Below are 22,111 nucleotides of genomic sequence, written 5' to 3'. Positions count from 1 at the left end.
CCTGCGCGGAGTGGTCCAGAAAAGGATAGGCATGAGCGGCATCATCCGCACCTATAAGCGCGACGAAGAAGCGGTCCTGCATTTCCGGGAGGCTTGGTATGACGAGGAATTCAAGCAGCTCGTGATCAACCGCGGGGTTGTGGGACACCAGAGCAGCACGGACGAAACCGACGTCGAGGACGAATCCGCCGTCGAAGGACTCATGACGGCCTTTGCCGCGCAATGCGAAGAGGACGGCTATGCGGAGATTCCCGAGACTGAGCAGTTTTGGGTGGTCGCACAGATCGCGCTGAAGACGAAGGACGGCACCGACCGGGACCGCTACCTTGAACGCAAGGCCAAGGCCGCGCTGACGAGCGAACTGGCCTGGCGCGGCCTGGGTACCGTGGAACGATCCGACATCAGCGACGCGAAGCTCAACATTTTCTGCCTGTGCCCGGACGTCAACAAGGCCGTCAACGCCATCAAGGTGTGCATCCGGGGAGAAGACCTCGACTTCACCAAGCTGAGCATCGCGGCCGCGCCCCATGCCGAACCCACCGCGTTCAAAGTAAAACACTCGCCGAAAACCGGTCCGGGATTTACCCTCTAAGGACTACCTCACCGCTTCGAAGGGACAAACATGGCGCCCAAGAGCAACTGGCCCGGACACACTCCGCTGCCGAAGGGCTTGTCCGCTCCGGCACGAAGGGCACTCGCCCACGAGGGTCTGGAAACCTTGGAGCAGCTCGCCGAATTCGGAGAGGGACGGGTCGCGGCCCTGCACGGCATGGGCCCCAAGGTCATGGCCCAGTTGCACGACGCGATGGAAGAGGCAGGAATCGCGTTCGGATCCTGAGCGGCGGACTGGCCCCTGCGGGCGTTGTAGGGTGAAACCATGACTGAATATCGCCGTCTTGGAAATTCCGGATTGACCGTCTCAGTAGTCGGTTTGGGGTGCAACAATCTCGGGCGGGCCAATACGGCCACGGAATCGCAGGAGGGTACCAATGCGGTAGTGCATGCCGCCTTGGATGCCGGCGTGACCCTTTTCGATGTTGCAGACGTCTACGGCCGGGAGCCCGGCCTCAGTGAGACCATGCTGGGCGTCGCCCTGAAAGGTCGCAGGGACGACGCCGTCGTGGCCACGAAATTCGGTATGGACATGCACGGCGCCAACGGCAACGATTTCGGCGCCCGGGGATCGCGACGTTACATCATCCAGGCCGCCGAAGCATCGTTGCGCCGCCTCGGCACCGACTGGATTGACTTGTACCAGTACCACACGCCGGATCCACTCACCCCGGTTGACGAGACCCTCGCCGCCCTCGATGACCTCGTGACAAGCGGCAAGGTCCGGTACCTCGGTCATTCCAACCGTGCAGGCTGGCAGATCGCCGAAGCGGAATACGTCGCCCGGATGCAGGGCGGTGCGCGGTTCATTTCGACGCAGAACCATTACAACTTGCTGGACCGTCGCGCGGAACTCGAAGTCCTGCCGGCCGCCCAGGCCTTCGGGCTCGGTGTGCTGCCGTATTTCCCCTTGGCGAACGGCCTCCTGACGGGCAAGTATGCTCAAGGCAACGCCCCCGAAGGATCGCGCCTCAGCCACACGCGGACCAACATGGTCAACGACGCCGACTGGGTCCAGCTGGGCCGGTTCAGCCAATTCGCCAAAGAGCGGGACCTGAACGAATTGCAGCTGGCCTTCTCCTGGCTGGCCGCCCAGAGCGCAGTCAGCAGTGTGATTGCGGGAGCCACCCGCCCTGAACAAATCGCCGAGAACGCGCAAGCGGTGCGCTGGGTGCCCACGGCAGAAGAACGCGCCGAAATGGACGACATCTTCCCGCGCACGCCCAAGGTCGCCCTCTTCTAAGGAGCGTTCCATGAGCTGGGAGCAGGCAGCGGTTGCACGCCAGCGCGAGCCCGTGAGCTTGCTCGTGGACTCCGACACGGGAATCGACGATGCCCTTGCCCTGGCTTACCTCTGCAGCCAGCCGCATGTGGAGCTGGTAGCCGTGAGCAGCACTCCTGGCAACGTCGCGGCGGAGCAAGTGGCACGCAACAACCTGTCCCTGCTCGAGTTGTGCGGCCGCCCTGACGTGCCCGTTGCCCTCGGTGCCCGGGCTCCGCTGTTGATTCCGTTGACCACGACGCCGGAAACCCACGGGTCCCAAGGTGTCGGCTATGCCGAGCTGCCCGAACCGCACGGAAAAGTGCACGACGCCGACGCCGTCGCGCTCTGGGTCGAAGCGGCCCGGTCACGGCCGGGGGAGCTGACCGCGCTGCTGACGGCGCCGCTTACCAACTTCGCCCTCGCCCTGAGGGCCGAGCCGCGGCTACCGGAGCTGCTGCGCGGCGTCGTGATCATGGGTGGCAGCTACTACTACCAGGGCAACACGACGCCGACGGCCGAGTGGAACACCCACGTTGATCCGCACGCAGCGGCCGAGGTGTTTGCTGCCTTCTCCGGACTTCCTGAGCAACGCCTGCCGGTGGTGTGCGCCTTGGAGACCACGGAACGGATAGAACTGAGGCCCGAACACGTGGCCGCCTTGGCTGCCGAGGCGGGTTGCACGGAGCCGGAACTTGTCCTTCCGGAACAGCCGGAAGGGCGGCGCAGCACCGCATCCAACGAACTCGTGCGGCACCTCAGCGATATGCTGCGCTTTTATTTCGAGTTCCATCGCCGTTACGGCCAAGGCTATGTGGCGCACATCCACGACTACTTCGCGGCGTCCGTCGCCGCCGGCACTGCCAGGTACAGTACACGCACGGCAACAGTGCACGTCGAGACAGCAGCCCCCAGGCTCATCGGGACCACCGTGGCGGACTTCCGCGGACTGTGGGGCGAGCCGCCCAACGCGCGCATCGTCTCGGAGAACCACCCAAGGGAGGCGTTTGCCGAATTGGTGCGGTCATTGGGCGGCCTCGCCCGGGAGCTGCCGGACCCTAGGGGGCGGTAAGGTTAGCCCGCGTTCGGCTTCGACGCGATTCCTGGTGCCAGGAAGCGTTTGCCGTTGACGCGTTCGGAGGCACCCACCCGGTCCAAATACGGTGTGATCCCGCCCAGGAACATCGGCCAGCCTGCTCCGAGGATGACGCAGAGGTCAATGTCTTCCGGCCCTGCCACCACGCCTTCGGACAGCATGAGCCCGATTTCCTCGGCCAAGGCATCCTGCGTGCGACGCAGGACTTCCTCGGCCGTGGACGGAGTGGTGCCGAAGGACATGAGCGCCAACGTTTCCGCCGGGATGACTGGCTTTCCTTCAGAACCCGGGGCCCAGAGTGACTTCACACCGTTGTCAACCAACTTCTGCAGGTTCTGGGAGACCGCAAAACGCTCGCCGAAGGCCGCGTGCAGCGATTCCTGGACGTGCTGGGCGACCGGAAGGCCCACCATTGCGCTGAGGGTGAAAGGACTCATCGGCAGGCCCATGGGGCGGAGCGACGAGTCGGCGACTTCCGCCGGCGTCCCTTCGTCGAACGCGGCAATGACTTCGCCCATGAGCCGCAGCAGGATCCGGTTGACGACGAAAGCGGCGGCATCCTTGACGAGCACGGCTGTCTTCTTCAAGCCCTTGGCGAGCTCGAACGCGGTGGCCAGCACGGCGTCGTCGGTCTTCGGAACACGTACGATTTCCAGGAGCGGCATGACCGCAACCGGGTTGAAGAAGTGGAAACCCACCAGGCGCTCCGGGTGCTGGAGATCTTCGGCCATCGCCGTCACGGACAGCGAGGACGTGTTGGTGGCGAGGATGCATTCGGGAGAGACGATGGCCTCCACTTCTGCGAAGACCTGCTTCTTGACATTGAGTTCTTCGAAGACAGCTTCAATGACGAAGTCGGCATCGGCGAATGAGTCTTTGGAGACGGAGCCGCTGACGAGGGCCTTGGTCCTGTTGGCTGCGTCGGAGCTTATCCGCTTCTTGCCGAGCAGTTTGTCCACCTCCGCATGGACGTAGGCGACTCCCTTGTCCACGCGATCCTGGTCGATGTCTGTGAGGACCACGGGTACTTTGAGCTGGCGCGCGAACAGCAGGGCGAGCTGGCTCGCCATCAGGCCGGCACCGACGACCCCGATCTTCGTCACCGGGCGCGCGAGCTTGCGGTCGGGCGCGCCGGCAGGACGCTTGGACCGCTTCTGCACGAGGTCCAGGAAGGCGTAGACGGTGGAACGGAACTCATCCGTCTGCATCAAATCAGCGAGTGTCTCGCATTCCAGGGCCGCGGATTCCGCCTTGCCCATGGTCCGGTTGGCCTCGAGGATATCCAGCACCTTGGCCGGAGCCGGTGATGCGTTCGAGGTCTTGGCTTCCACGAACGCCCGGCCCGCTGCCACGGCGCCGGCCCAGCGTTCGGCAACTGCGGGATCCGCCGGATCCACGGAGTTGCTCCGTTCGGGGACGACCTCGCCCGCGATCACCTTGGCGGCCCAGGCAATTGACTGCTCCACGAAATCCGCGGGTTCGAAGATGGCGTCGGCAATGCCGAGCTGGAAAGCCTGGCGGCCGGTGAGCGTGCGGTTGTTGCTCAGCGGGTTCTCGATCATCACCTTGAGGGCGTTTTCCGGGCCGATGAGTCGCGGCAGGATGTAGACGCCGCCCCAACCGGGGACGAGCCCGATGAAGGCTTCGGGCAAAGCGAGGGCGCCAGCGCCGGTCGAAACCGTGCGGTAGGTGGACTGGAGGGCGATTTCGAGGCCGCCACCGAGCGCGAGGCCATTGATGAAGGCGAAGCTGGGAACGCCCAAGTCGGCGAGCGTCGCGTAGACGTCGTGGCCCAGCTGCGCCATCCACAGGCCGTGCTCGCGCTCTTCGAGCCGCTTGACCGCAGAGAGGTCCGCTCCAGCCACCAGGAAGTACGGCTTGCCCGTGACGCCGACGCCCACGATCTCTCCGCGCGCAGCGCGATCCTTGAGCCCTTCAAGTACCGTCCCGAGCTCGACGAGGGTATTGGGCCCGAGGGTGGTGGGCTTGGTGTGGTCCAGGCCGTTGTCGAGGGTGATCAGGGCGAACGTTCCGGCGTTGCCGGGGAGTTCGATGTCCTGTACGTGGGAGTGGGTCACGGTCTCGTCCGGGAACAGTCCGGCCAGTTTCTGGAATTCTGCGGCGCTCATGCTGCGGCTCCCTTGCTCTCGGTGTCGGCGGAGGTCTCTGTTGCGCTGTCGTAGTCTCTGTAGCTGTTGTAATCCACGTGACGCGGGTTCTCCCAGATTACTGTGGCGCCCATTCCCAGGCCGATGCACATGGTGGTGATGCCGTACCGGACTGACGGGTCTTCTTCGAACTGGCGCGCCAATTGGTTCATGAGCCGCACACCGGACGATGCTAGGGGATGCCCGACGGCGATGGCCCCGCCGTAGCGGTTGACGCGCGGGTCGTCGTCGGCAATTCCGAAGTGGTCCAGGAAGCTCAGGACCTGAACCGCGAAGGCTTCGTTGATCTCGAAAAGGCCGATGTCCTCGATGCCGAGTCCGGCGTTCTTGAGCGCCTTCTCGGTGGCCGGGACAGGTCCGATGCCCATGACTTCGGGTTCGACGCCGGCGAAGGCATAGGAGACGAGGCGCATCTTCACGGACAGGCCGAGCTCCTCGGCAGCCTCCGCGGAGGCCAGAACTGCCGCCGTCGCGCCGTCGTTCAAGCCGGCGGCATTGCCTGCGGTGACCCGGCCGTGGGCCCTGAACGGAGTGCGCAGCTCCGCGAGGTCAGCCACCGTGGTCCCGGGGCGTGGCGGCTCGTCGACGGTGTTCACTGTCCAGCCTTGTCCAGGCTTCATTGTGGCGACCGGGACCAAGTCGGGCTGGATCTGGCCCTTGCCGTAGGCGGCGGCTAGCTTTGCCTGGGACGCCGCAGCGTAGGTGTCGGTCCGCTCTTTGGTGATCGACGGGAAACGGTCGTGCAGGTTCTCCGCGGTGTTGCCCATGTTCAGGGCGGCTGGATCAACGATCCGCTCGGACATGAACCTGGGATTGGGATCCGCTCCTGCGCCCATGGGGTGGTTGCCCATGTGTTCCACACCGCCGGCAATCACGACGTCGTAAGCGCCGAAACCGATGCCGCTCGCCGTCGTCGTGACCGCGGTCATTGCTCCGGCGCACATGCGGTCGATCGCAAAGCCGGGCACGCTGCGGGGCAGGCCGGCCAGGAGGGCGGCGGTCCGGCCGATGGTCAGGCCCTGGTCGCCGGTCTGGGTCGTGGCGGCGATGGCGACTTCGTCAACGCGTTCGGCGGGCAGGCCCGGGTTACGCCGCATCAGCTCGCGGATGCACTTGACCACGAGGTCATCGGCACGGGTGCCCGCATAGATGCCTTTTTCGCCCGCTTTGCCGAATGGCGTCCGGACGCCGTCCACGAAGACGACGTCACGGACTGCCCGCGGCTTGGCGCTGTTCCGGGTTTGGATCATGTGGGGCTCCTCGTTGAGACATGGATGCCGGACAGCCCTCACACGGGAAGCCGGTGTCATTGACGGCCATGTTACTCGCCAGTAACTTAGCGCGCAAGGAGATCCACGCTCACATATCAAGGGTTTCCGGCGGACCCTCGCTCACATCACCCGAGGATTTCCCTAGGAAAGGGTGTAGATGTGAGCGGGCGTCGCGCAGGGAGGGCTTGTTTGTGAGCGGGGGTCACACGGGGAGTGCGGGAACCTTGGTCTAGGGAGCCGGGGTCCGTTCCTTGGACGGCGGGTTCCGGGGCTCTTTGGGCTCCTTGGGCGGCAACGGCTGCGGATTCAGTGACGCCTCGGTGAGGATCGGCGCCGTAATGGCAATTTGCCACTCGCGGGCGCCGAGAGAGCGCAGCTCTTCCGACACGGACTCCACAGTGATGTCCGACGGCGGCCGCCACAGCACGCGCCTCATGTAATCAGGAGTGAGCAGGTTCTCCACGGGAAGCTTGAGCCCATCGGCGGCCTCCTGAAGCCGGGGCCGGGCAGTTCCCAGGCGGGCCGCGGCTTCGGGATCGCGGTCTGTCCAGACCCGCGGTGGCGGGGGAGCGTTGGTTGGAAGATGCAGCGGTGGAAGGTCTTCGGTGCTCCTCGCGCCGGCAATGCAGCGCAGCCAGCGTGGCGCTTCGCGCTGTGCGGCCCGCCCGTGGAAGCCCTTGGTGGCCAGGAGCTGCGGAACGGTCGTGGGCATGGCCTTGGCTGCGGCGACTAAGGCAGAGTCGGGGATGAGTCGGCTGGGAGCAACATCCCGTTTCCGCGCGAGCTGATCCCGTTCGTACCAAAGCTCGCGCACGGCAGCCAACTGACGGCGGTCACGGATCTGGTGCAGTCCGGAGGTCTTGCGCCACGGGTCCACCCTCGGGGCTGGAAGGCCTGCTCCGAGGATGCCGGCGAATTCCTGTTCGGCAAATTCCAGCTTGCCATCAGCTTCCAGGAGTTCGATGAGTTCTTCCCGCAATTCGGCGAGCACCTCGACGTCGAGGGCGGCGTACCGGAGCCAGGGTTCCGGGAGGGGGCGGGTGGACCAGTCGGCGGCAGAGTGTTCCTTGGCCAGGCCGAAGCCCAGGAGTTGCTCGATGACGGCTGCCAGGCCTACGCGGGGCAGTCCGGCAAGGCGTGCGGCGAGTTCCGTGTCGAAGAGCTTGTCAGGCCACATGCCAAGCTCGGCCAGGCACGGAAGATCCTGCGTCGCGGCGTGCAGGATCCACTCGACACCGCGCAGCGCCTCGTTGATGATCTTCAGGTCATCGAACGGCTCGGGGTCGATCAGCCACGTGCCTGCGCCGTCGCGCCGGATCTGCACCAGGAAGGCGCGCTGCCCGTAGCGGAAGCCGGAGGCGCGCTCGGCGTCGACCCCGGCGGGGCCGGATCCTGCGGCGATGGCAGCGGCGCACCGCTCCAGGCCGGACAGGGTGTCGATGACAAGCGGCACGCCCTCGCGCGGGACATCCAGGTCGATGATCTCAGGTATCCGGCCTTCGAAGCCGTCTACCGTGATGTGTGGTGTGGGATCAGCAGCCGGAGCGCCGGCTGTGGTGGGTTCCAGATTTTCAGGGGTCATGGTGCCTTCAGTTTACCGACTCTGTGCCCGGCCGGTCCGGCCGGGGATTGCAGCGGACGTTCACGGCCTTCACGTGAGCCGCCGATTCGGCAGGGGAGTGACGCCGGGAGGAAGGGGAGGCAGTCCTGCGAACGTGCAGACCATGTCGCACCATGCCTCCAGGTGGGCCTGGACATCTGAAGACGCAGGTGTCCATGAGGCACGGAGTTCGATGTCGATGGTTTCCGGTCTTTCGGCCAGAGTCCCGAAACTCTCGGACAGGATGCGCGTGGCCGTTCCGCCCGCTGAGCGGTACTGGGCTGAATGGTTCTCAAGCGCGTCCACGAGCCATGTCCACGCAACGGAACCGAGCATGGCGTCGTTGCCCATGTCGGCTTCCAGCTGGGCCCGGATATAGGTGACGATCCGGAATTCCCCGTCCCATACAGCCGAGCCGTCGGGATCGTGGAGCAAGATGAACCTGCCTGTTGCAAGCTCATCGTCTTCGTCATCGGCCGCGCCGGGGGATCCCGGGTTGTTCTCGCTGGAAAATGCCATGGCTGCAGGGCCATGGACCGGGGTCCGGCCGGGCCGGGTCGATCGGCTGAAGACCTCTGCCCCTAAAGCCACCGCGTATGGCGCCAAGCGGGAGGGCGCCGGGATTTCCGCGAGCCGCAGCTCGCTCCGGCACTTTGCTTTTCGTAGCGTTCCCAACGCATGCAAGAAATCCGCGGGAACCTGTGCGAGTGCGTTCACCTTCGCAGATTATGTGTCCGGGGCGGCGAAACCTTGAAGCCACGCCGCCCCGTCCCGTGCCCTATGCGGACGCCAGTTCGCGCTTGATTGCGGCAACGAAGGAATCGATGTCCTCTTCGGTGGTGTCGAAGGAACACATCCAGCGCACCTCGCGGTTCGCTTCGTTCCAGTCATAGAACTTGAACGAGGAGCGGAGGCGATCGGCGACGCCGGCGGGCAGGACCGCGAAGACGCCGTTGGACTCCGTGGCCTGCGTAGGCTCCACACCCTCGATCGAGTCGACTGCCGCACGCAACCGCGAGGCCATGGCGTTTGCGTGTTCCGCAGAGCGAAGCCACAGCCCGGACTCCAGAAGCGCGATGAACTGGGCCGAAATGAAACGCATCTTGGAGGCCAGCTGCATGTTCATCTTGCGCAGGAACTTCAGCCCGTGGGCGGCTTCCGGATTCAGGGCGACCACTACCTCGCCGAACAGCAGCCCGTTCTTGGTGCCGCCGAAGGACAAAATGTCCACGCCGGCGTCGCGGGTGAACGTCCGCAACGGTACGCCAAGGTGGGCGGCGGCATTGGCGAGCCGGGCGCCGTCCATGTGCAGTTTCATGCCCTTGGCGTGGATGTGGTCGGCGATCGCCCGGATTTCCTCCGGGGTGTAGCACGTGCCGAGTTCCGTTGTCTGCGTGATGGAGACGGCCAGGGGTTGCGCGCGGTGCTCGTCGCCCCAGCCCCAGGCTTCGCGGTCGATCAATTCCGGAGTCAGCTTGCCGTCCGACGTCGGGACCTGGAGGAGCTTGATGCCGCCGATCCGCTCCGGCGCGCCGTTCTCGTCCATGTTGATGTGGGCGGTCGAGGCGCAGATGACGGCACCCCAGCGCGGCAGCAGCGACTGCAGGGACAATACATTCGCACCGGTGCCGTTGAAAACGGGGAAGCATTCGATGCCTGCGCCGAAGTGCTGCTCCATGACTTCCTGGAGCCGTTCCGTGTACTGGTCCTCCCCGTAAGAGACCTGGTGGCCGCCGTTGGCTGCGGCAAGGGCCGCCAGGATTTCAGGGTGGACGCCGGAGTAGTTGTCCGACGCGAAACCGCGGACGGAGGGATCGTGGAGTCGTCCACTGGCTTCCGTATCGAGGGCAGCCGGGAATTCTTCTGTAGTGCTCGTCACTTGTTCATTCACGCTTTCAGTCTATTTGGCCAGGAGGAGGCGCTGTCCGTTCAGTTCCGCTGCCGGCTTGTCGAAGAGCCCGACGGCGGCTGTCGCCAAGTCCTCGACGTCCGTGTATCCGGGGAATTTCCGCTCCGGGTGTTCCCGCCGCATCGCCGCGTCCAAGAGCGACTTGACCACAAAGACGACGGCCGCGCTGTGCTGCTCCGCGGGTTCGTCCTTGTTGCCTGATTGATCACGGCGGAACCCGTCAGCCACAGCCAGGGTCCAGGTCTCCGCGGCAGCCTTGGCCGCCGCGTAGGTCGCGGCCCCGGCGGTAGGTGCGGCGACCGCCGTCGAACTCACCATGGCGAAACGACCCGTGGGGGAGGAAGCGAGATCCTTGTAGAAGACCCGGGAAACGTTTCTCAGGGTGGTGACGGCGCTTTGCTCGAGGGCGGCCCAGTCTTCATCCGGCTGGTCTTCGATTCCCTTGGCTCCGCGCCACCCGCCCACCAGGTGGATGACGCCGTCGACCCTTTCCGTGCTCCCGTGGATCTCCGAGGCGAGTTCGCGCACGGACTCCAGCCGGGAAAGATCGCATACCAGGGGAGTGACGTCGTCGCCCGCTTCGGCCGCTGCGGCCTTGATGCGGGCCTCGTTCGAGCCGATGGTAAAGACCCGGTGCCCGGCCAGTGCGAAGGCGCGGGCCACGGCGATCCCGGAAGAGTTGCTGCCACCAGTGACAACGACAGTCAGCGGTCCGCCGGTCATGAGGCTGCGGTCTGCCCGGTGATACCGGTGGTTGATTCGATGATCGGACGCATTTTCTTCTCCAGTGCTTCGTAGAACATGGACAGGGGGAATTCGTCGTCGAGGACCTGGTCGGTGAGGCCGCGGGGCGGCCCGTCGAGCGGCAGTGCCTCTGGGCCCTTCGCCCAGACCGAAGCCGGGTGCGGAGTGACCGTACCGGAAATGAGCTTATACGCTGCGAGCCAGTGGGCGGCCTTGGGGCGGTCGATGGAGCGCCAGTACAGTTCCTCGATCCGGGCACCGAGCTCGATGACGACGTCGGCGGCCTCGTCCCAGTCGATGCTGAGCTTGCTGTCGGTCCAGTGCAGGACGTGGTGCTGGTGCATCCAGGCGAAGAGGAGCTGGCCGCCCAGGCCATCGTAGTTGCGGACCCGGTTGCCCGTGATCGCGAAGCGGAAGATGCGGTCGAAGATGACGGCGTACTGCAGGAGCTTCGCGTGGCGCCGGGCGTCGGGGGAAGCGTCCTCGTCCTTCTCGATCCTGACGGATTCGCGGAAAGCCGTCAGGTCGCAGCGGAGCTCTTCGAGCGAGTAGAGGAAGAACGGCATCCGCTGCTTGATCATGAACGGATCGAAGGGAAGGTCGCCGCGCATGTGGGTGCGGTCATGGATCAGGTCCCACATGACGAACGTCCGCTGCGTGAGTTCCTGGTCATCCAACAGCTCGGCGGCATCCGCGGGCAGCTCAAGGGAGGTTGTTGCGGCGGCTGCCTTGAGGACACGGCGGAAGCGGGCGGCCTCGCGGTCGGCGAAGATGGCGCCCCACGTGAAGGCAGGCGTTTCCCGCACTGCGACGGTCTCGGGAAAGAGCACTGCCGAATTGGTGTCGTAGCCGGGGGTGAAGTCCAGGAAACGGATGGGAACGAACAGCTTGTTGGAGTAGTCGCCGGCCTCCAGTGCGCCGATGAACTCGGGCCAGATCACCTCGATCAGGACCGCTTCCACAAGACGGCTCGTGCTGCCGTTCTGGGTGTACATCGGGAAAACCACGAGATGCTGGAGCCCGTCCTCGCGGTGTTCCTGGGGTTGGAAGGCCAGCAGCGAGTCGAGGAAGTCCGGGACTCCGAAGCCGGCGTCGGCCCAGCGGCCGAAATCCGTGACCAAGAGTTCGAGATAGGCAGCGTCATGCGGGAACGCAGGAGCCAGGCTCGTGATGGCCTCCATGATGGTGGCCGTGTATGCCCGGGCAGCCTCATGGTGGAGGGAATCCTGGATGGAGCCATCCTGGCTCTGGAACGCCTGAAGGGCGGTGGCTGCGGCCTTCAGGGAGATCCAGTCCCGGTTGTCCGAGGTGATGCGCGGACGGGTGGTGGTAACGGTGGTGGTCATCGTCGACGGTGCCTTTCCTCAAGAATCAATGTTCTGAGGCGAGCGTAGCAAGCGGTCAGAGTCGCTAATTCAAAAGTGGCCCGAGCATAAGAAACTCTTTCGCAAGTGGTTCCGACAGCCCCCGGAAGATCCAGCCCGGGGAGGGCTGGCCTGGGGGGGGGCTGCCGGTAGCTTGGCGTTTGCGTGGCGAGCCCGGGCTCGAATTATCGCCCCGGACTACTGCCCGGCAGGGGTCTCGACAAGCTTGAGCGAAACGGAGTTTATGCAATACCGCTGGTCAGTAGGTGTGCCGTAGCCCTCACCCTCGAAAACGTGTCCCAAGTGTGAATCGCAGTTGGCGCAGCGGACCTCCACCCGTTCCATTCCCAAAGTACGGTCGTGGATGTACCGGACGGTGCCTTCCGCGAGTGGTGCCCAGAAGGACGGCCAGCCGCAATGGGAATCGAATTTCTCGTTGCTCGTGAAAAGCTCAGCGCCGCACGCCCGGCATTGGTAGACGCCTGCCGTATGGGTGTCCCAGTACTCACCCGTGTACGGGCGTTCCGTTCCGGCCTGGCGAAGGACCCTGAACTCCTCCGGGCTAAGTTCCTCGCGCCACTCCGCGTCCGTCTTCTCCACGCATTGCCCGTCCTTCGGGACATCCTGGTGGGGAACCCCGGCCAAGGGGTCCGCGGCTTGGAAGTATTTCCTGTTGTCTGCAGTGCTCATGTTCTGTCAACGCTCACGAGTCGCCGATAAATCCCGAGCCCGCATAGAGATGCAGCACGGGCAGCCCTAATTGGTCCTGGGCCTTGTTCGCCCAGTCCGTATGGAACGTATCGGCTATCGCGTGCGGGCGGGTGACGACGACGGCCTGCGCGGCATTGAGTGCCTTGACCTTGGACACCAAGCCGGCCACGGCACCGCCGTCGACGATTTCACCAGTCACCCCGCCACCCAGCCCATCCAGGGCCCCGAGCGACGCCGACAAGGTCTCGGCAGCCTGGGCCCGCTCTGACTGGGGATCCGGCGCCTCCGCGAGCAGATCCCGGAATGCCTTGGCTATTTCGAGCAAGGAGAGATTCTCAAGGAAGTCCACCAACAAGTGCCGCTCCGTGTTCGCGGGCACCAGCACCACCAGGGGCGAGTCGCCGCCGTCGATCAGTTTGGCAATATTGACGCGGTCGTCCGGGCCGAGAGGCTCTTCGGTAAGGATGACGATTGGTTCACTCATGGCTACAGCGTAGACCTGAGCCGCGCCTTCAGGGATGGTTTCGTGCGGCAATTCTGTTCTCGCCGCGGCGTCGACTCCCGGGAAGAAACGCCACAGAGGGCGCTGTTCGGAACACCGCCCCGCAACCGGGAGAATGGTCACATGGCATCCATGACCCGAGCTGCGCCAACCGTTGAGAACGGCGCAAAAATGTCCGCCCGCGCCAAATGGACCGTTGCGGGGATCGTTGCAGGAAGCAGCATTGCCGGCTTGCTGGGCGCAGGGTCTTCGGCGCTCGCCGCCTATTTCGCCAGGCGCGTCATTACCCCCTCGGCGCGCGAGGCCGACCAGGAGGTATTGGCGGTGGTGCGCCGTGACGACGGGCTCCAGGTCATCCTCGCGGCTACCCCGGACACCACCATCGACGGAGTATTCAGCCTCTTCTTCGCGGGCGGGACAGGAGCCGCGCGGATCGGAAGGATCGTGTCCTATTCGCCCGCAGAGCGGACGGTGCAGCGCGAAGTCGAGGAAGTCTACAGCGGGGATCTGGCCACAGCCCGGCGCGGATGGTGGAGCGGTGCCGTCTACGACTCCCCGGCGGCGCTTGGCCTGGATTCGCAGGAAATACAGATCGACGTCGAGGGTGGCCAGGCGCCTGCCTGGCTGGTTCCGTCAGCCGCAGGGAAACCCGCGAAAGTGTGGGCCATCATGGTCCACGGCCGTGGTGCCACCCGCCTCGAAGGCTTGCGCGCAGTGCGCGTCGCGCACGATCTCGGACTCGACAGCCTGCTGGTTTCCTACCGGAACGACGGCCTGGCCCCCTCTGCCCCGGATGGGCGTTACGGCCTGGGCTCCACGGAATGGCACGACGTCGACGCCGCCATTGAGTACGCACTCGCCCACGGCGCCCACGAAGTGGTCTTGTTCGGATGGTCCATGGGCGGGGCGATCTGCCTGCAGACGGCCGATCTTTCGCACAACAGGCACGTGATCAGGGCCATGGTCCTGGACGCGCCGGTGATCAACTGGGTCAATGTCCTGGCACACCACGCACAGATCAACAGGATCCCTTACGCCGTGGGCCGTTACGGGCAGTTGATGTTGGGGCACCCGTTGGGCCGGCGCCTCACCGGCCTGGCCGCACCCGTCGACTTGAAGGCGATGGACTGGGATGCCCGGGCCGTCGAACTGCGGACCCCGACGCTGGTGCTCCACAGCGTGGATGATGAGTACGTCCCCTACGAACCCTCGGCCAGCCTCGCCGAAAAGAATCCGGACATGGTCACCTTTGAGCCTTTCGAGGGTGCGCGCCACACGAAAGAGTGGAACGTGGATCCCCGGAAATGGGAACGGCTGGTCCGCTCATGGCTCGCTCCGCACCTCACGCCCCGTGGCGGGCCGGTGTCGGATTGAGAACGGGCCGGACGCGGCTTGAGAGTACCTGCGCTGCTCCCCGGGTTTCCTAGGGGTTGCCGATCGGGGCAGTCCGGGCGCCGGTCAGCCGGATAAGGTCTGCGGGATCCAGCTCAATGTCCAGGCCGCGGCGTCCACCGGAAACCAGGACCGTACCAAAGGCCAATGCCGATTCGTCGAGCACAGTGGGCGATGGCTGGCGTTGGCCCAGCGGGGAAATCCCGCCCAGGACATAGCCGGTGCGTCGCTCGGCCGTTTTGGGATCGGCCATGGTGGCCTTCTTGGATCCGAGAGCCGCTGCGATTGCCTTGAGGTCGAGGGTGCCACTTACCGGGACGATGCCCACCGCGAGCTTGCCTTCAATGTCCACCATCAAGGTCTTGAAGACCCTGCCGGGATCGATACCCAGGACCTCGGCGGCCTCAAGTCCGTAGCTCGCTGCCGAAGGATCATGCGCATAGGGGTGCAGGGTGAAAGGAACGCCGGCCGCAGCCAGTACGGCTGTGGCCGGCGTTCCCTGTGAAGCCTGTTTCTTGGCCATTCGCTGGGTATCCCGGATCAGGACAACAAGCGGTCCGCCGCAGCGACTTTGCGTTTGATCCGACCCAACATGGCCGTCATGCCGCGCATGCGCAGCGGAGTGATTGCCCGGGTGAGGCCCAACAGTTCCGGCATGTCATCCGGAACGGCCAGGATCTCCGCGGCCGTCAGCCCGTCCAGGCCTTCGTGCAAAACGCCCGCAAAGCCGCGCGTCGTGGGTGCTTCCGGCGGTGCCTTGAAGAACAAACGGTACGCGACGCCGTCGGGCTTCTTTTCCTGCTCAATGGTCAGGAACAGCGGCGACTGGCACTCCACCACCTGCTCCAGGAGTTCAGGGTGGTCCAGCAGCCGTTCCGGCAAGGCCGGGAGCCCGCGCGAGAAATCAAGCAACAGCTGAAGGCGGTCGGGCTCTGTCAATGCCTGGAAGTCATCGACAATTTCCGCCAGTGCGGAGGGCAAAGTATTAGTACTCATCACTTCCAGCTTACGCAAAGTCCGGGCCGGTCTGGCCCCGTTGCTTCACAATGGCCTAGCCAATTTGGCAGACCGATCGGGCAAGGCACGGGGATTCCGGACTACTTTCCGGCGAGTGCGGGCACGGAACCCCGCTCAGCGCCCTTGACGATCGGGACGCGCACGGCATTGCCCCACTCCGTCCAGGAACCGTCGTAGTTGCGGACCGTTTCGAAACCAAGCAGGTATTTCAGGGCGAACCAGGTGTGGCTGGAACGCTCGCCGATACGGCAGTAGGCCACGACGTCGTCGCCTTCCGTGAGGCCGGCTTCCCCGAGATAGAGGGCCTCAAGTTCGGTCCGGTTACGGTACGTGCCATCTTCGGCAGCCGCGCGTGCCCACGGGATGGAAGCTGCGGTGGGGATGTGGCCCCCGCGCAGGGCGCCCTCTTCGGGGTAAGCCGGCATGTGGGTGCGCTGGCCGGTGTATTCCTCGGGGGAGCGGACGTCGATCAGCGGCTTGCCGAAATGCGCCAGCACGTCATCCTTGAAGGCACGGATCGGGGCGTCGTTCCGTTCGATCACGGGGTAGTCGCCCGGGGCGGGCTGGGGGACGTCAGTGGTGACTTCGCGGCCCTCGGCGATCCACTTGTCCCGGCCGCCGTCCAGGAGCCGGACGTCTTCGTGGCCGAAGAGCGTGAAAACCCAGAGGGCGTAAGCGGCCCACCAGTTGGATTTGTCGCCGTAGATCACCACGGTGGTGTCCCGCGAGATGCCCTTGGCGGCTGCCAGGGCTGCGAACGCTTCACCGTCGACGTAATCGCGGGTGACTTCATCGTTCAGGTCCGTGTGCCAGTCGATCTTGACTGCGCCCGGAATGTGGCCGGTCTCGTACAGGAGGACGTCTTCGTCGGATTCGACAACAACCAGTTTGCCGTCGCCGAGCGCACCGCCTTCAAGGGCTGCGGCAAGCCACTCGGTGGACACCAGACGTTCGGGGTGGGCGTACGCGGCGAACTTCTCGTTCTGTTCAACGGGGTAGGACATTGGTATGGCCTTTCACTGACACTTTCACTGACACCGGGCGGCGCCGGGCGATAAGACGTGCCCGGGCATTAATCCCACAGTATCGAGGGCCGGGGACTAAAGCTCCTCCCCGTTCATATGGTGAAATATGGCCTTCATCACGTGTCCGCCCGGGGCGTGGCATTGCCGGTATTCTTGCTGGGGACTTACGACACGAAGAACGGACCGCATTGGTACAGATCGAACAGCTCGCCGCGCGCACGCCGGCGGTCTCAGCGGATGAGATTCTCAAGGGTTTCTACCCTTCGCCACGGTTCGGAGAGGTGTCCTTCAAGAGCTACCGGCCTGACCCGAACCAGCCCAGCCAAGCGGCAGCGGTCAAGTCCCTGGAAGCGTTTGGGGCGACAGTGGGGGCCGGCGACGGAGACGGCCTGTTCAAGCGCCTTTTCAGCAAGAAGGTCAACAGCAAGGCCGGGATCTACCTCGACGGCGGATTCGGCGTCGGAAAGACCCACCTGCTGGCTTCACTGTGGCACTCGGCTCCGGGACCGAAAGCCTTCGGGACGTTCGTGGAGTACACCAACCTGGTGGGCGCCCTGTCCTTCCGGAAGACCGTGGAGGCTTTGAGCAGCTACAAGCTTGTCTGCATCGACGAATTTGAGCTCGACGATCCGGGCGACACGGTGCTCATGTCCCGCCTCATGCGTGAATTGTCCGACGCCGGCGTGAAGCTTGCTGCCACGTCCAACACCCTGCCTGGTTCACTGGGGGACGGCCGCTTTGCGGCCGTCGACTTCCAGCGGGAGATCCAGGTCCTTGCGGACCAGTTCGACGTAGTCAGGATCGACGGAGAAGACTTCCGGCACCGCGGCTTGCCCGCCGCTCCGGCACCGTTGAAGACCGAAGACCTCAAGAGGCAGATGCATGCCGAGTTCGATGGTCAGACCGTGGCCATGGACGATTTCCGCGGCCTGATCGACCACCTTGCCGGTGTGCACCCCAGCCGGTATCGCAAGCTGATCGCAGGAATCGACGCCGTTGTTTGGCGCGACGTCGAAACCATCACGGAGCAGGCCGTTGCCCTTCGCTTCGTGGTGCTCGCCGACCGTTTGTACGACAAGGACGTCCCGATCCTTGCCAGCGGCGTGCCCTTCGACAAGCTCTTCACCGAGGAAATGATGACCGGCGGGTACATGAAGAAGTACTTCCGCGCCGTGTCCCGTCTGACCGCCCTGGCGCGCGAGGGCCAGAACCACGAGCCTTCTTAGCAGGCCCCACGGCAGGCCCCACCCTACTTCTGGGGTTCCCTCGTCTTGAGGACCGAACGCACCAGGATTCCGGCAGCAAGTGCCCAGAACGCGGCGCCGATCCCTGCGAAGCTGAGGCCCGACGCTGCGATCAGGAACGTCACGGAGGCTCCGATGCGTTCTTCGGCAATAGCCAGGGCCGAGGCGATGGCAGAGGCCAGGGTGCCCAGCAGCGCCAAGCCCGCGACGGCTTCCAGGAGACCTGGCGGTGCCGCCGCCACGACGGCCACCAGCGCGGCAGAGAAGGCTGCCAACACGAGGTAGGCCAGGCCTGACGTGAAGGCTGCGATCCAGCGCCGGCCCCTGTCCTCACCTGCTTCTTCTCCTGCAGCCAGCGCAGCGCTCAACGCGGCGAGGTTGATCGCATGTCCGCCAAAGGGAGCCCCCAGCGCAGTCCCTGCCCCTGTCACCAGCATCGACTGGCGCCACGGGACGGTGTAGCCGAAAGACTTCAGCACTGCCACCCCCGGAATGTTCTGCGATGCCATGGTCACAATGAACAAGGGCAACGCGATGCCGGCCACCGTGCTGAGCGTGAAAGCGGGCGTGGTCCAATGCAATTCAGGCAACAGCCGGTTCGTGGGGATGCTTACGCCGTTGACCACGATGTAGATTCCGATGACTGCGAGAGCCACCAACAGCGCGGCAGGTACGGACCAGCGGGGCGCCAGCTTCATCATGACCAGCCAGCAGAGGATCACGGGAGCCACCAATAGGGGAGCGGTGCCCAACGCTTTGAACGGGGCGAGGCAGAGGGACAGAAGCACTCCGGCCAGCATCGCCTGGGCGAGGGCCGTGGGAATCTTCGCCATCAGCTTTCCAAGGGCCGGGATGAGCCCCGTCAGGGCGATCAGCACACCAGCGATGAGGAAGGCGCCGACGGCGGCCGGCCACCCGCCGTCGGGCACTCCGGTTCCTGCGAGCAAAGCCGCACCGGGCGTCGACCATGCAAGCGTGACAGGCAAGCGCGACCGCCAGGAAAGCCAGAGAACGCCGAGCCCGAAGGTGAGGGTGAGGGCCAGGAGCCCGCTGGCGGCCTGTTCCTGGGTGGCACCGACCGCCCGGAGGCCTGCGAGTACCACCGCGAAGGATGAAGTGAAGCCGACCAGCGCGGTCACGATTCCAGCCACAAGCGGACGGGAGAGCTGCCGGGAAGCGGAGGCTGGACGTGACTGGCCGGTGTGGAGGGATGACGCTGGCATAGTCCATCACGTTACCGGAGCCGTGGCCCGCCCGCCGAGGCGACCACGGTTAAACGCCAAGGGCACCGGCGGCGCCTCGCGGCGGGACCGGTGCCCCGTTGACGTAACTGTATTCGGGAGCTCTGGCCGGTTGGACCGGCTACGGAGCCTCATTGGCGGAGGGAGCTGTCCAGGCCGTAGCCCTTACAGCAAACCGTCGAGGTTGCCCACGAACTCGGAAGCGGCTCTCTGAACCGCATCTAGTCGTCGATAAAATCGGCGGCCTATTCGATGCCGTCCTTGATGGCTTCTTCCTTGCCACCAACGAGGTCCTGAACTTTGCCCTTCAGATCGTCAAATAATCCCACGGGCACCTCCCTTCAATCACGGAGCCAGTTCGCTCCTCCGTTTTCGATCCTAACCCGAGACCTTGGAGGTGCCAAGGAAAAATTTGACTGGGATGTCAATCGAATTCTCAAGGGGGTCACAGCTGCTTGTCGGGAGAAAGCTCATGGTGGCGCGGACTGTCCGGATTCATAAGCGAATGCTTGCGGCCGTAGCCGAAGTAGATGACCAGTCCAATGGCCAGCCACACGACAAAGCGAAGCCAGGTTTCCCAATGCAACTGGGTCATGAGGAAGGCCGATGCCAGCATGCCGAACGCGGGAACCAGCGGCATGAATGGCAGCCGGAAGGTACGCGGCGCGTCCGGCTTCTTGTACCGGAAGATGATGACCGAGAGGCAGACGACGACGAACGCGGCCAGGATGCCGATGTTGGTCAGGTCCGCAACGGCCTTGATGGGGAACACGCCCGCCAGGAAAGCTGACGTAATGCCCGCGATCCAGGTGACGCGCTGCGGAGTGCCATGGCGGTCCGTCTTGGCAAACCAGCCCGGTAGCAGACCGTCGCGGCTCATGGAGAACCAGACACGGGTAACGCCGAGCAGGAAGGTCAACATCACGGTGAGGATCGACAGGACCGCGAACACCGAGATGATCGTGGCGATGACGGGCAGGCCTACCGAGCTGAAGGCGGAGGCGAAACCGGCCGTCGGGTTGATGTCCTTGTAGTTCTGCATGCCGGTGAGCACCAGGGTTGCCGCGACGTAGAGGAGCATGGCGATGACAAGGGAGAGCACGATTGCCTTGGGCATGTGCTTTTTGCCGTCCTTGGCTTCCTCGGCCGCGGTGCTCATGGCGTCGTAGCCGAACACCGCGAAGAACACAGTGGCCGAACCAGCCACCACCGGGCCGAAGCCGCTGGGCATGAACGGATTGTAGTTGTTCGTGTTGATGTAGAAGATGCCCAAACCGATGATGAACAGGATCAGGACCACCTTGATGGCCACCGCCACGAGTTCGAAGCGGCCGAAGGCTTTGGTTCCACGCGACAGGATCCAGGTGACCAGCAGGCAGACCAGGATGGCCGGCAGGTTGATGATGCCGCCATGTCCTTCGTCCGCCGTCGAGGTCATCCACGCCGGCATGTGGACGCCGATCCCGGAAAGGAACGCGTCGAAGTAGCCGGAAATGCCGATCGCGACGACGGCGACGATTGCGATGTACTCCAGCAGGAGGTCCCAGCCGATGAACCAGCCGATGACCTCGCCAAGGGCAACGTAGCCGTAGGTATAGGCGGATCCGGCGCGGGGGATCATGCCGGCGAATTCGGCGTAGGAAAGTGCCGCGGCCGCTGAGGCAAGGCCCGCGACCAGGAACGAGATCAGCACTGCGGGGCCGACACCAGGGGTGTCCGCGCTTCCATGCGCCACGAGCCCGGCCAGGGAGAAGATCCCGACGCCGATGATGCCGCCGACGCCGATGGCTGTCAGTTGCCAGAGGCCCAGGCTTTTGAAGAGCCCGCTGTGCTTGCTTTCCTCCTCGATGTCGTCAATGGGTTTCTTCCTCATGATCGAACGAACGACTGTTTGTTGATTCACCGTGCTCCTGCGTGTGGGCGTGGACGAATTGGGACTGAAGAAAGTATGCGATACGAATCACATTGGATAAAGTGATTTTTGCTGAGTGGTATTGATCGGTTTTGCTGATCTTTCGAGTAAGTGGCATAGGTGGTGGGCGTCTGCGGGCACAAAAAAAGCAGCTCCGGCGGAGCTGCTTGGGCGGTGTCACTGCTTTTGGCCAGTGGCGCTGGCCAGACGTCGAGGAAATGGAGCGGACGACGAGATTCGAACTCGCGACATCCACCTTGGCAAGGTGGTGCTCTACCAGCTGAGCTACGTCCGCACATGACGATCATCCGGCAAGGCCGGACTTTCATCAACAAGCAAGTTGCCTTGCCTTGGTGGGCGATACTGGGATCGAACCAGTGACCTCTTCCGTGTCAGGGAAGCGCGCTACCGCTGCGCCAATCGCCCGGATCGGCATAAGCCGGCCGGCCCGTTGCCGGGACCTTAAAATACGAGAGCGGACGACGAGATTCGAACTCGCGACATCCACCTTGGCAAGGTGGTGCTCTACCAGCTGAGCTACGTCCGCACATGATGGAATCCGGCGAGGCCGGACTCTCATCAACAAGCAAGTTGCCTTGCCTTGGTGGGCGATACTGGGATCGAACCAGTGACCTCTTCCGTGTCAGGGAAGCGCGCTACCGCTGCGCCAATCGCCCAAATGCAATCCGGCCAAGACCGGAAACCAAGGTTTTCACCGAGGTGGGTACGGGATTCGAACCCGTGTATACGGCTTTGCAGGCCGCTGCCTCGCCTCTCGGCCAACCCACCGTGTAAGCACTATTCCTGGGGTTCCAAGAAATCAATGCCGTGACAGTGTCCTGCGAGCGGACGACGAGATTCGAACTCGCGACATCCACCTTGGCAAGGTGGTGCTCTACCAGCTGAGCTACGTCCGCATAGTCTTCTTCGGCGGCCTGCCCGCAGGGGGCATTCCGTCGCTTTCCGACGAGTAAAAACTCTATAGGAGGTTCCGGGAAACTCCAAATCGATGTGTCCGAATCGTAGGCAATGGGCTTAAGTT

20 protein-coding genes and 6 tRNA genes are annotated in these 22,111 nt (G+C 64.2%); 6 read left to right on the top strand and 20 right to left on the bottom strand.

Annotated features, from left to right (window positions below; translation table 11 throughout):
• The first annotated feature begins 31 nt into the window (after positions 1–31).
• Genes ACSVHC_RS02185 through ACSVHC_RS02170 form a run of 4 tightly spaced genes read left to right on the top strand, consistent with a single transcriptional unit; the run spans position 32 to position 2,945 of the window.
• On the top strand, positions 32–592 hold the full coding sequence (locus ACSVHC_RS02185; protein WP_437773259.1) for a hypothetical protein: 561 nt from the start codon (positions 32–34) through the stop codon (positions 590–592).
• Positions 593–622: 30 nt separating this feature from the next.
• The gene (locus tag ACSVHC_RS02180; RefSeq protein WP_028266791.1) at positions 623–838 is read left to right on the top strand and encodes a helix-hairpin-helix domain-containing protein; all 216 of its coding nucleotides are present in this window, start codon (positions 623–625) and stop codon (positions 836–838) included.
• Positions 839–877: 39 nt separating this feature from the next.
• A complete protein-coding gene (locus tag ACSVHC_RS02175; RefSeq protein WP_437773260.1) occupies positions 878–1,855 on the top strand; it encodes an aldo/keto reductase in 978 nt (325 codons plus the stop codon).
• Between the two features lie 10 nt (positions 1,856–1,865).
• Positions 1,866–2,945: a nucleoside hydrolase gene (locus ACSVHC_RS02170; RefSeq protein ID WP_437773261.1), complete on the top strand. Its 1,080-nt coding sequence runs from the start codon at positions 1,866–1,868 to the stop codon at positions 2,943–2,945.
• 2 nt (positions 2,946–2,947) lie between these two features.
• Here the strand turns inward: ACSVHC_RS02170 and ACSVHC_RS02165 are convergent, their stop codons facing one another.
• The 9 genes from ACSVHC_RS02165 to ACSVHC_RS02125 all read right to left on the bottom strand — a co-directional run bounded on the left by ACSVHC_RS02165 (position 2,948) and on the right by ACSVHC_RS02125 (position 13,220).
• On the bottom strand, positions 2,948–5,098 hold the full coding sequence (locus ACSVHC_RS02165; RefSeq protein ID WP_437773262.1) for a 3-hydroxyacyl-CoA dehydrogenase NAD-binding domain-containing protein: 2,151 nt from the start codon (positions 5,096–5,098) through the stop codon (positions 2,948–2,950).
• Positions 5,095–6,387: a thiolase family protein gene (locus tag ACSVHC_RS02160; RefSeq protein WP_437773263.1), complete on the bottom strand. Its 1,293-nt coding sequence runs from the start codon at positions 6,385–6,387 to the stop codon at positions 5,095–5,097. Before ACSVHC_RS02160 ends, ACSVHC_RS02165 begins: the two co-directional genes overlap by 4 nt.
• 250 nt (positions 6,388–6,637) lie before the next feature.
• Positions 6,638–7,990: an HRDC domain-containing protein gene (locus ACSVHC_RS02155; RefSeq protein ID WP_437773264.1), complete on the bottom strand. Its 1,353-nt coding sequence runs from the start codon at positions 7,988–7,990 to the stop codon at positions 6,638–6,640.
• Positions 7,991–8,059: 69 nt separating this feature from the next.
• Positions 8,060–8,725, bottom strand: a complete 666-nt coding sequence (locus ACSVHC_RS02150; RefSeq protein ID WP_439180561.1) for a DUF3000 domain-containing protein — start codon at positions 8,723–8,725, stop codon at positions 8,060–8,062.
• 61 nt (positions 8,726–8,786) lie between these two features.
• The gene (locus ACSVHC_RS02145; RefSeq protein ID WP_437773266.1) at positions 8,787–9,899 is read right to left on the bottom strand and encodes a threonine aldolase family protein; all 1,113 of its coding nucleotides are present in this window, start codon (positions 9,897–9,899) and stop codon (positions 8,787–8,789) included.
• Positions 9,900–9,908: 9 nt separating this feature from the next.
• Complete coding sequence (locus ACSVHC_RS02140) at positions 9,909–10,640, bottom strand: SDR family oxidoreductase (protein ID WP_437773267.1); 732 nt, start codon at positions 10,638–10,640, stop codon at positions 9,909–9,911.
• Positions 10,637–12,007 carry a DUF6421 family protein gene (locus ACSVHC_RS02135; protein ID WP_437773268.1) on the bottom strand — a complete coding sequence of 457 codons (1,371 nt, stop codon included), beginning with the start codon at positions 12,005–12,007 and terminating at the stop codon, positions 10,637–10,639. The genes ACSVHC_RS02140 and ACSVHC_RS02135 overlap by 4 nt, the downstream gene beginning before the upstream one ends.
• Positions 12,008–12,223: 216 nt before the next feature.
• A complete protein-coding gene (gene msrB, locus ACSVHC_RS02130; RefSeq protein ID WP_437773269.1) occupies positions 12,224–12,715 on the bottom strand; it encodes a peptide-methionine (R)-S-oxide reductase MsrB in 492 nt (163 codons plus the stop codon).
• Positions 12,716–12,728: 13 nt separating this feature from the next.
• On the bottom strand, positions 12,729–13,220 hold the full coding sequence (locus tag ACSVHC_RS02125) for a hypothetical protein (protein WP_236817103.1): 492 nt from the start codon (positions 13,218–13,220) through the stop codon (positions 12,729–12,731).
• A 150-nt stretch (positions 13,221–13,370) separates the two neighbouring features.
• Here ACSVHC_RS02125 and ACSVHC_RS02120 point away from each other — a divergent pair, with 150 nt between their 5' ends.
• Positions 13,371–14,612 carry an alpha/beta hydrolase family protein gene (locus ACSVHC_RS02120; RefSeq protein ID WP_437773992.1) on the top strand — a complete coding sequence of 414 codons (1,242 nt, stop codon included), beginning with the start codon at positions 13,371–13,373 and terminating at the stop codon, positions 14,610–14,612.
• A 49-nt stretch (positions 14,613–14,661) separates the two neighbouring features.
• On the opposite strand, the gene ybaK is transcribed toward ACSVHC_RS02120, so the two are convergent.
• The 3 genes from ybaK to ACSVHC_RS02105 form a co-directional block, all read right to left on the bottom strand.
• Positions 14,662–15,153 (bottom strand): Cys-tRNA(Pro) deacylase, encoded by a 492-nt coding sequence (gene ybaK / locus ACSVHC_RS02115; protein ID WP_437773270.1) that lies wholly within the window; start codon positions 15,151–15,153, stop codon positions 14,662–14,664.
• A 17-nt stretch (positions 15,154–15,170) separates the two neighbouring features.
• Complete coding sequence (locus tag ACSVHC_RS02110; RefSeq protein ID WP_345446647.1) at positions 15,171–15,626, bottom strand: SufE family protein; 456 nt, start codon at positions 15,624–15,626, stop codon at positions 15,171–15,173.
• Positions 15,627–15,727: 101 nt separating this feature from the next.
• Positions 15,728–16,651: a sulfurtransferase gene (locus ACSVHC_RS02105; protein WP_437773271.1), complete on the bottom strand. Its 924-nt coding sequence runs from the start codon at positions 16,649–16,651 to the stop codon at positions 15,728–15,730.
• Positions 16,652–16,860: 209 nt separating this feature from the next.
• Between ACSVHC_RS02105 and zapE the strand changes: the two genes are divergently transcribed.
• Positions 16,861–17,898 carry a cell division protein ZapE gene (gene zapE / locus ACSVHC_RS02100; protein ID WP_437773272.1) on the top strand — a complete coding sequence of 346 codons (1,038 nt, stop codon included), beginning with the start codon at positions 16,861–16,863 and terminating at the stop codon, positions 17,896–17,898.
• 23 nt (positions 17,899–17,921) lie between these two features.
• On the opposite strand, the gene ACSVHC_RS02095 is transcribed toward zapE, so the two are convergent.
• The 8 genes from ACSVHC_RS02095 to ACSVHC_RS02060 all read right to left on the bottom strand — a co-directional run bounded on the left by ACSVHC_RS02095 (position 17,922) and on the right by ACSVHC_RS02060 (position 21,986).
• A complete protein-coding gene (locus ACSVHC_RS02095; RefSeq protein ID WP_437773273.1) occupies positions 17,922–19,139 on the bottom strand; it encodes a benzoate/H(+) symporter BenE family transporter in 1,218 nt (405 codons plus the stop codon).
• A 463-nt stretch (positions 19,140–19,602) separates the two neighbouring features.
• Positions 19,603–21,030, bottom strand: a complete 1,428-nt coding sequence (locus ACSVHC_RS02090) for an amino acid permease (RefSeq protein WP_437773274.1) — start codon at positions 21,028–21,030, stop codon at positions 19,603–19,605.
• A gap of 258 nt (positions 21,031–21,288) precedes the next feature.
• A tRNA-Gly gene (locus ACSVHC_RS02085) sits at positions 21,289–21,364 on the bottom strand.
• A 56-nt stretch (positions 21,365–21,420) separates the two neighbouring features.
• A tRNA-Val gene (locus ACSVHC_RS02080) sits at positions 21,421–21,495 on the bottom strand.
• A 48-nt stretch (positions 21,496–21,543) separates the two neighbouring features.
• Positions 21,544–21,616: transfer RNA gene (locus ACSVHC_RS02075), tRNA-Gly, on the bottom strand.
• A 55-nt stretch (positions 21,617–21,671) separates the two neighbouring features.
• Positions 21,672–21,746, bottom strand: a tRNA-Val gene (locus tag ACSVHC_RS02070).
• Between the two features lie 41 nt (positions 21,747–21,787).
• Positions 21,788–21,858, bottom strand: a tRNA-Cys gene (locus tag ACSVHC_RS02065).
• 55 nt (positions 21,859–21,913) lie between these two features.
• Positions 21,914–21,986: transfer RNA gene (locus ACSVHC_RS02060), tRNA-Gly, on the bottom strand.
• Between the last annotated feature and the right edge of the window lie 125 nt (positions 21,987–22,111).

It is taken from the genome of Arthrobacter sp. KNU-44, from assembly GCF_051843155.1.
In the GTDB taxonomy this organism is placed as follows: domain Bacteria; phylum Actinomycetota; class Actinomycetes; order Actinomycetales; family Micrococcaceae; genus Arthrobacter.
Note: the sequence above shows the minus strand (reverse complement) of the source record. Positions and strands in the feature narration are given on the sequence as shown.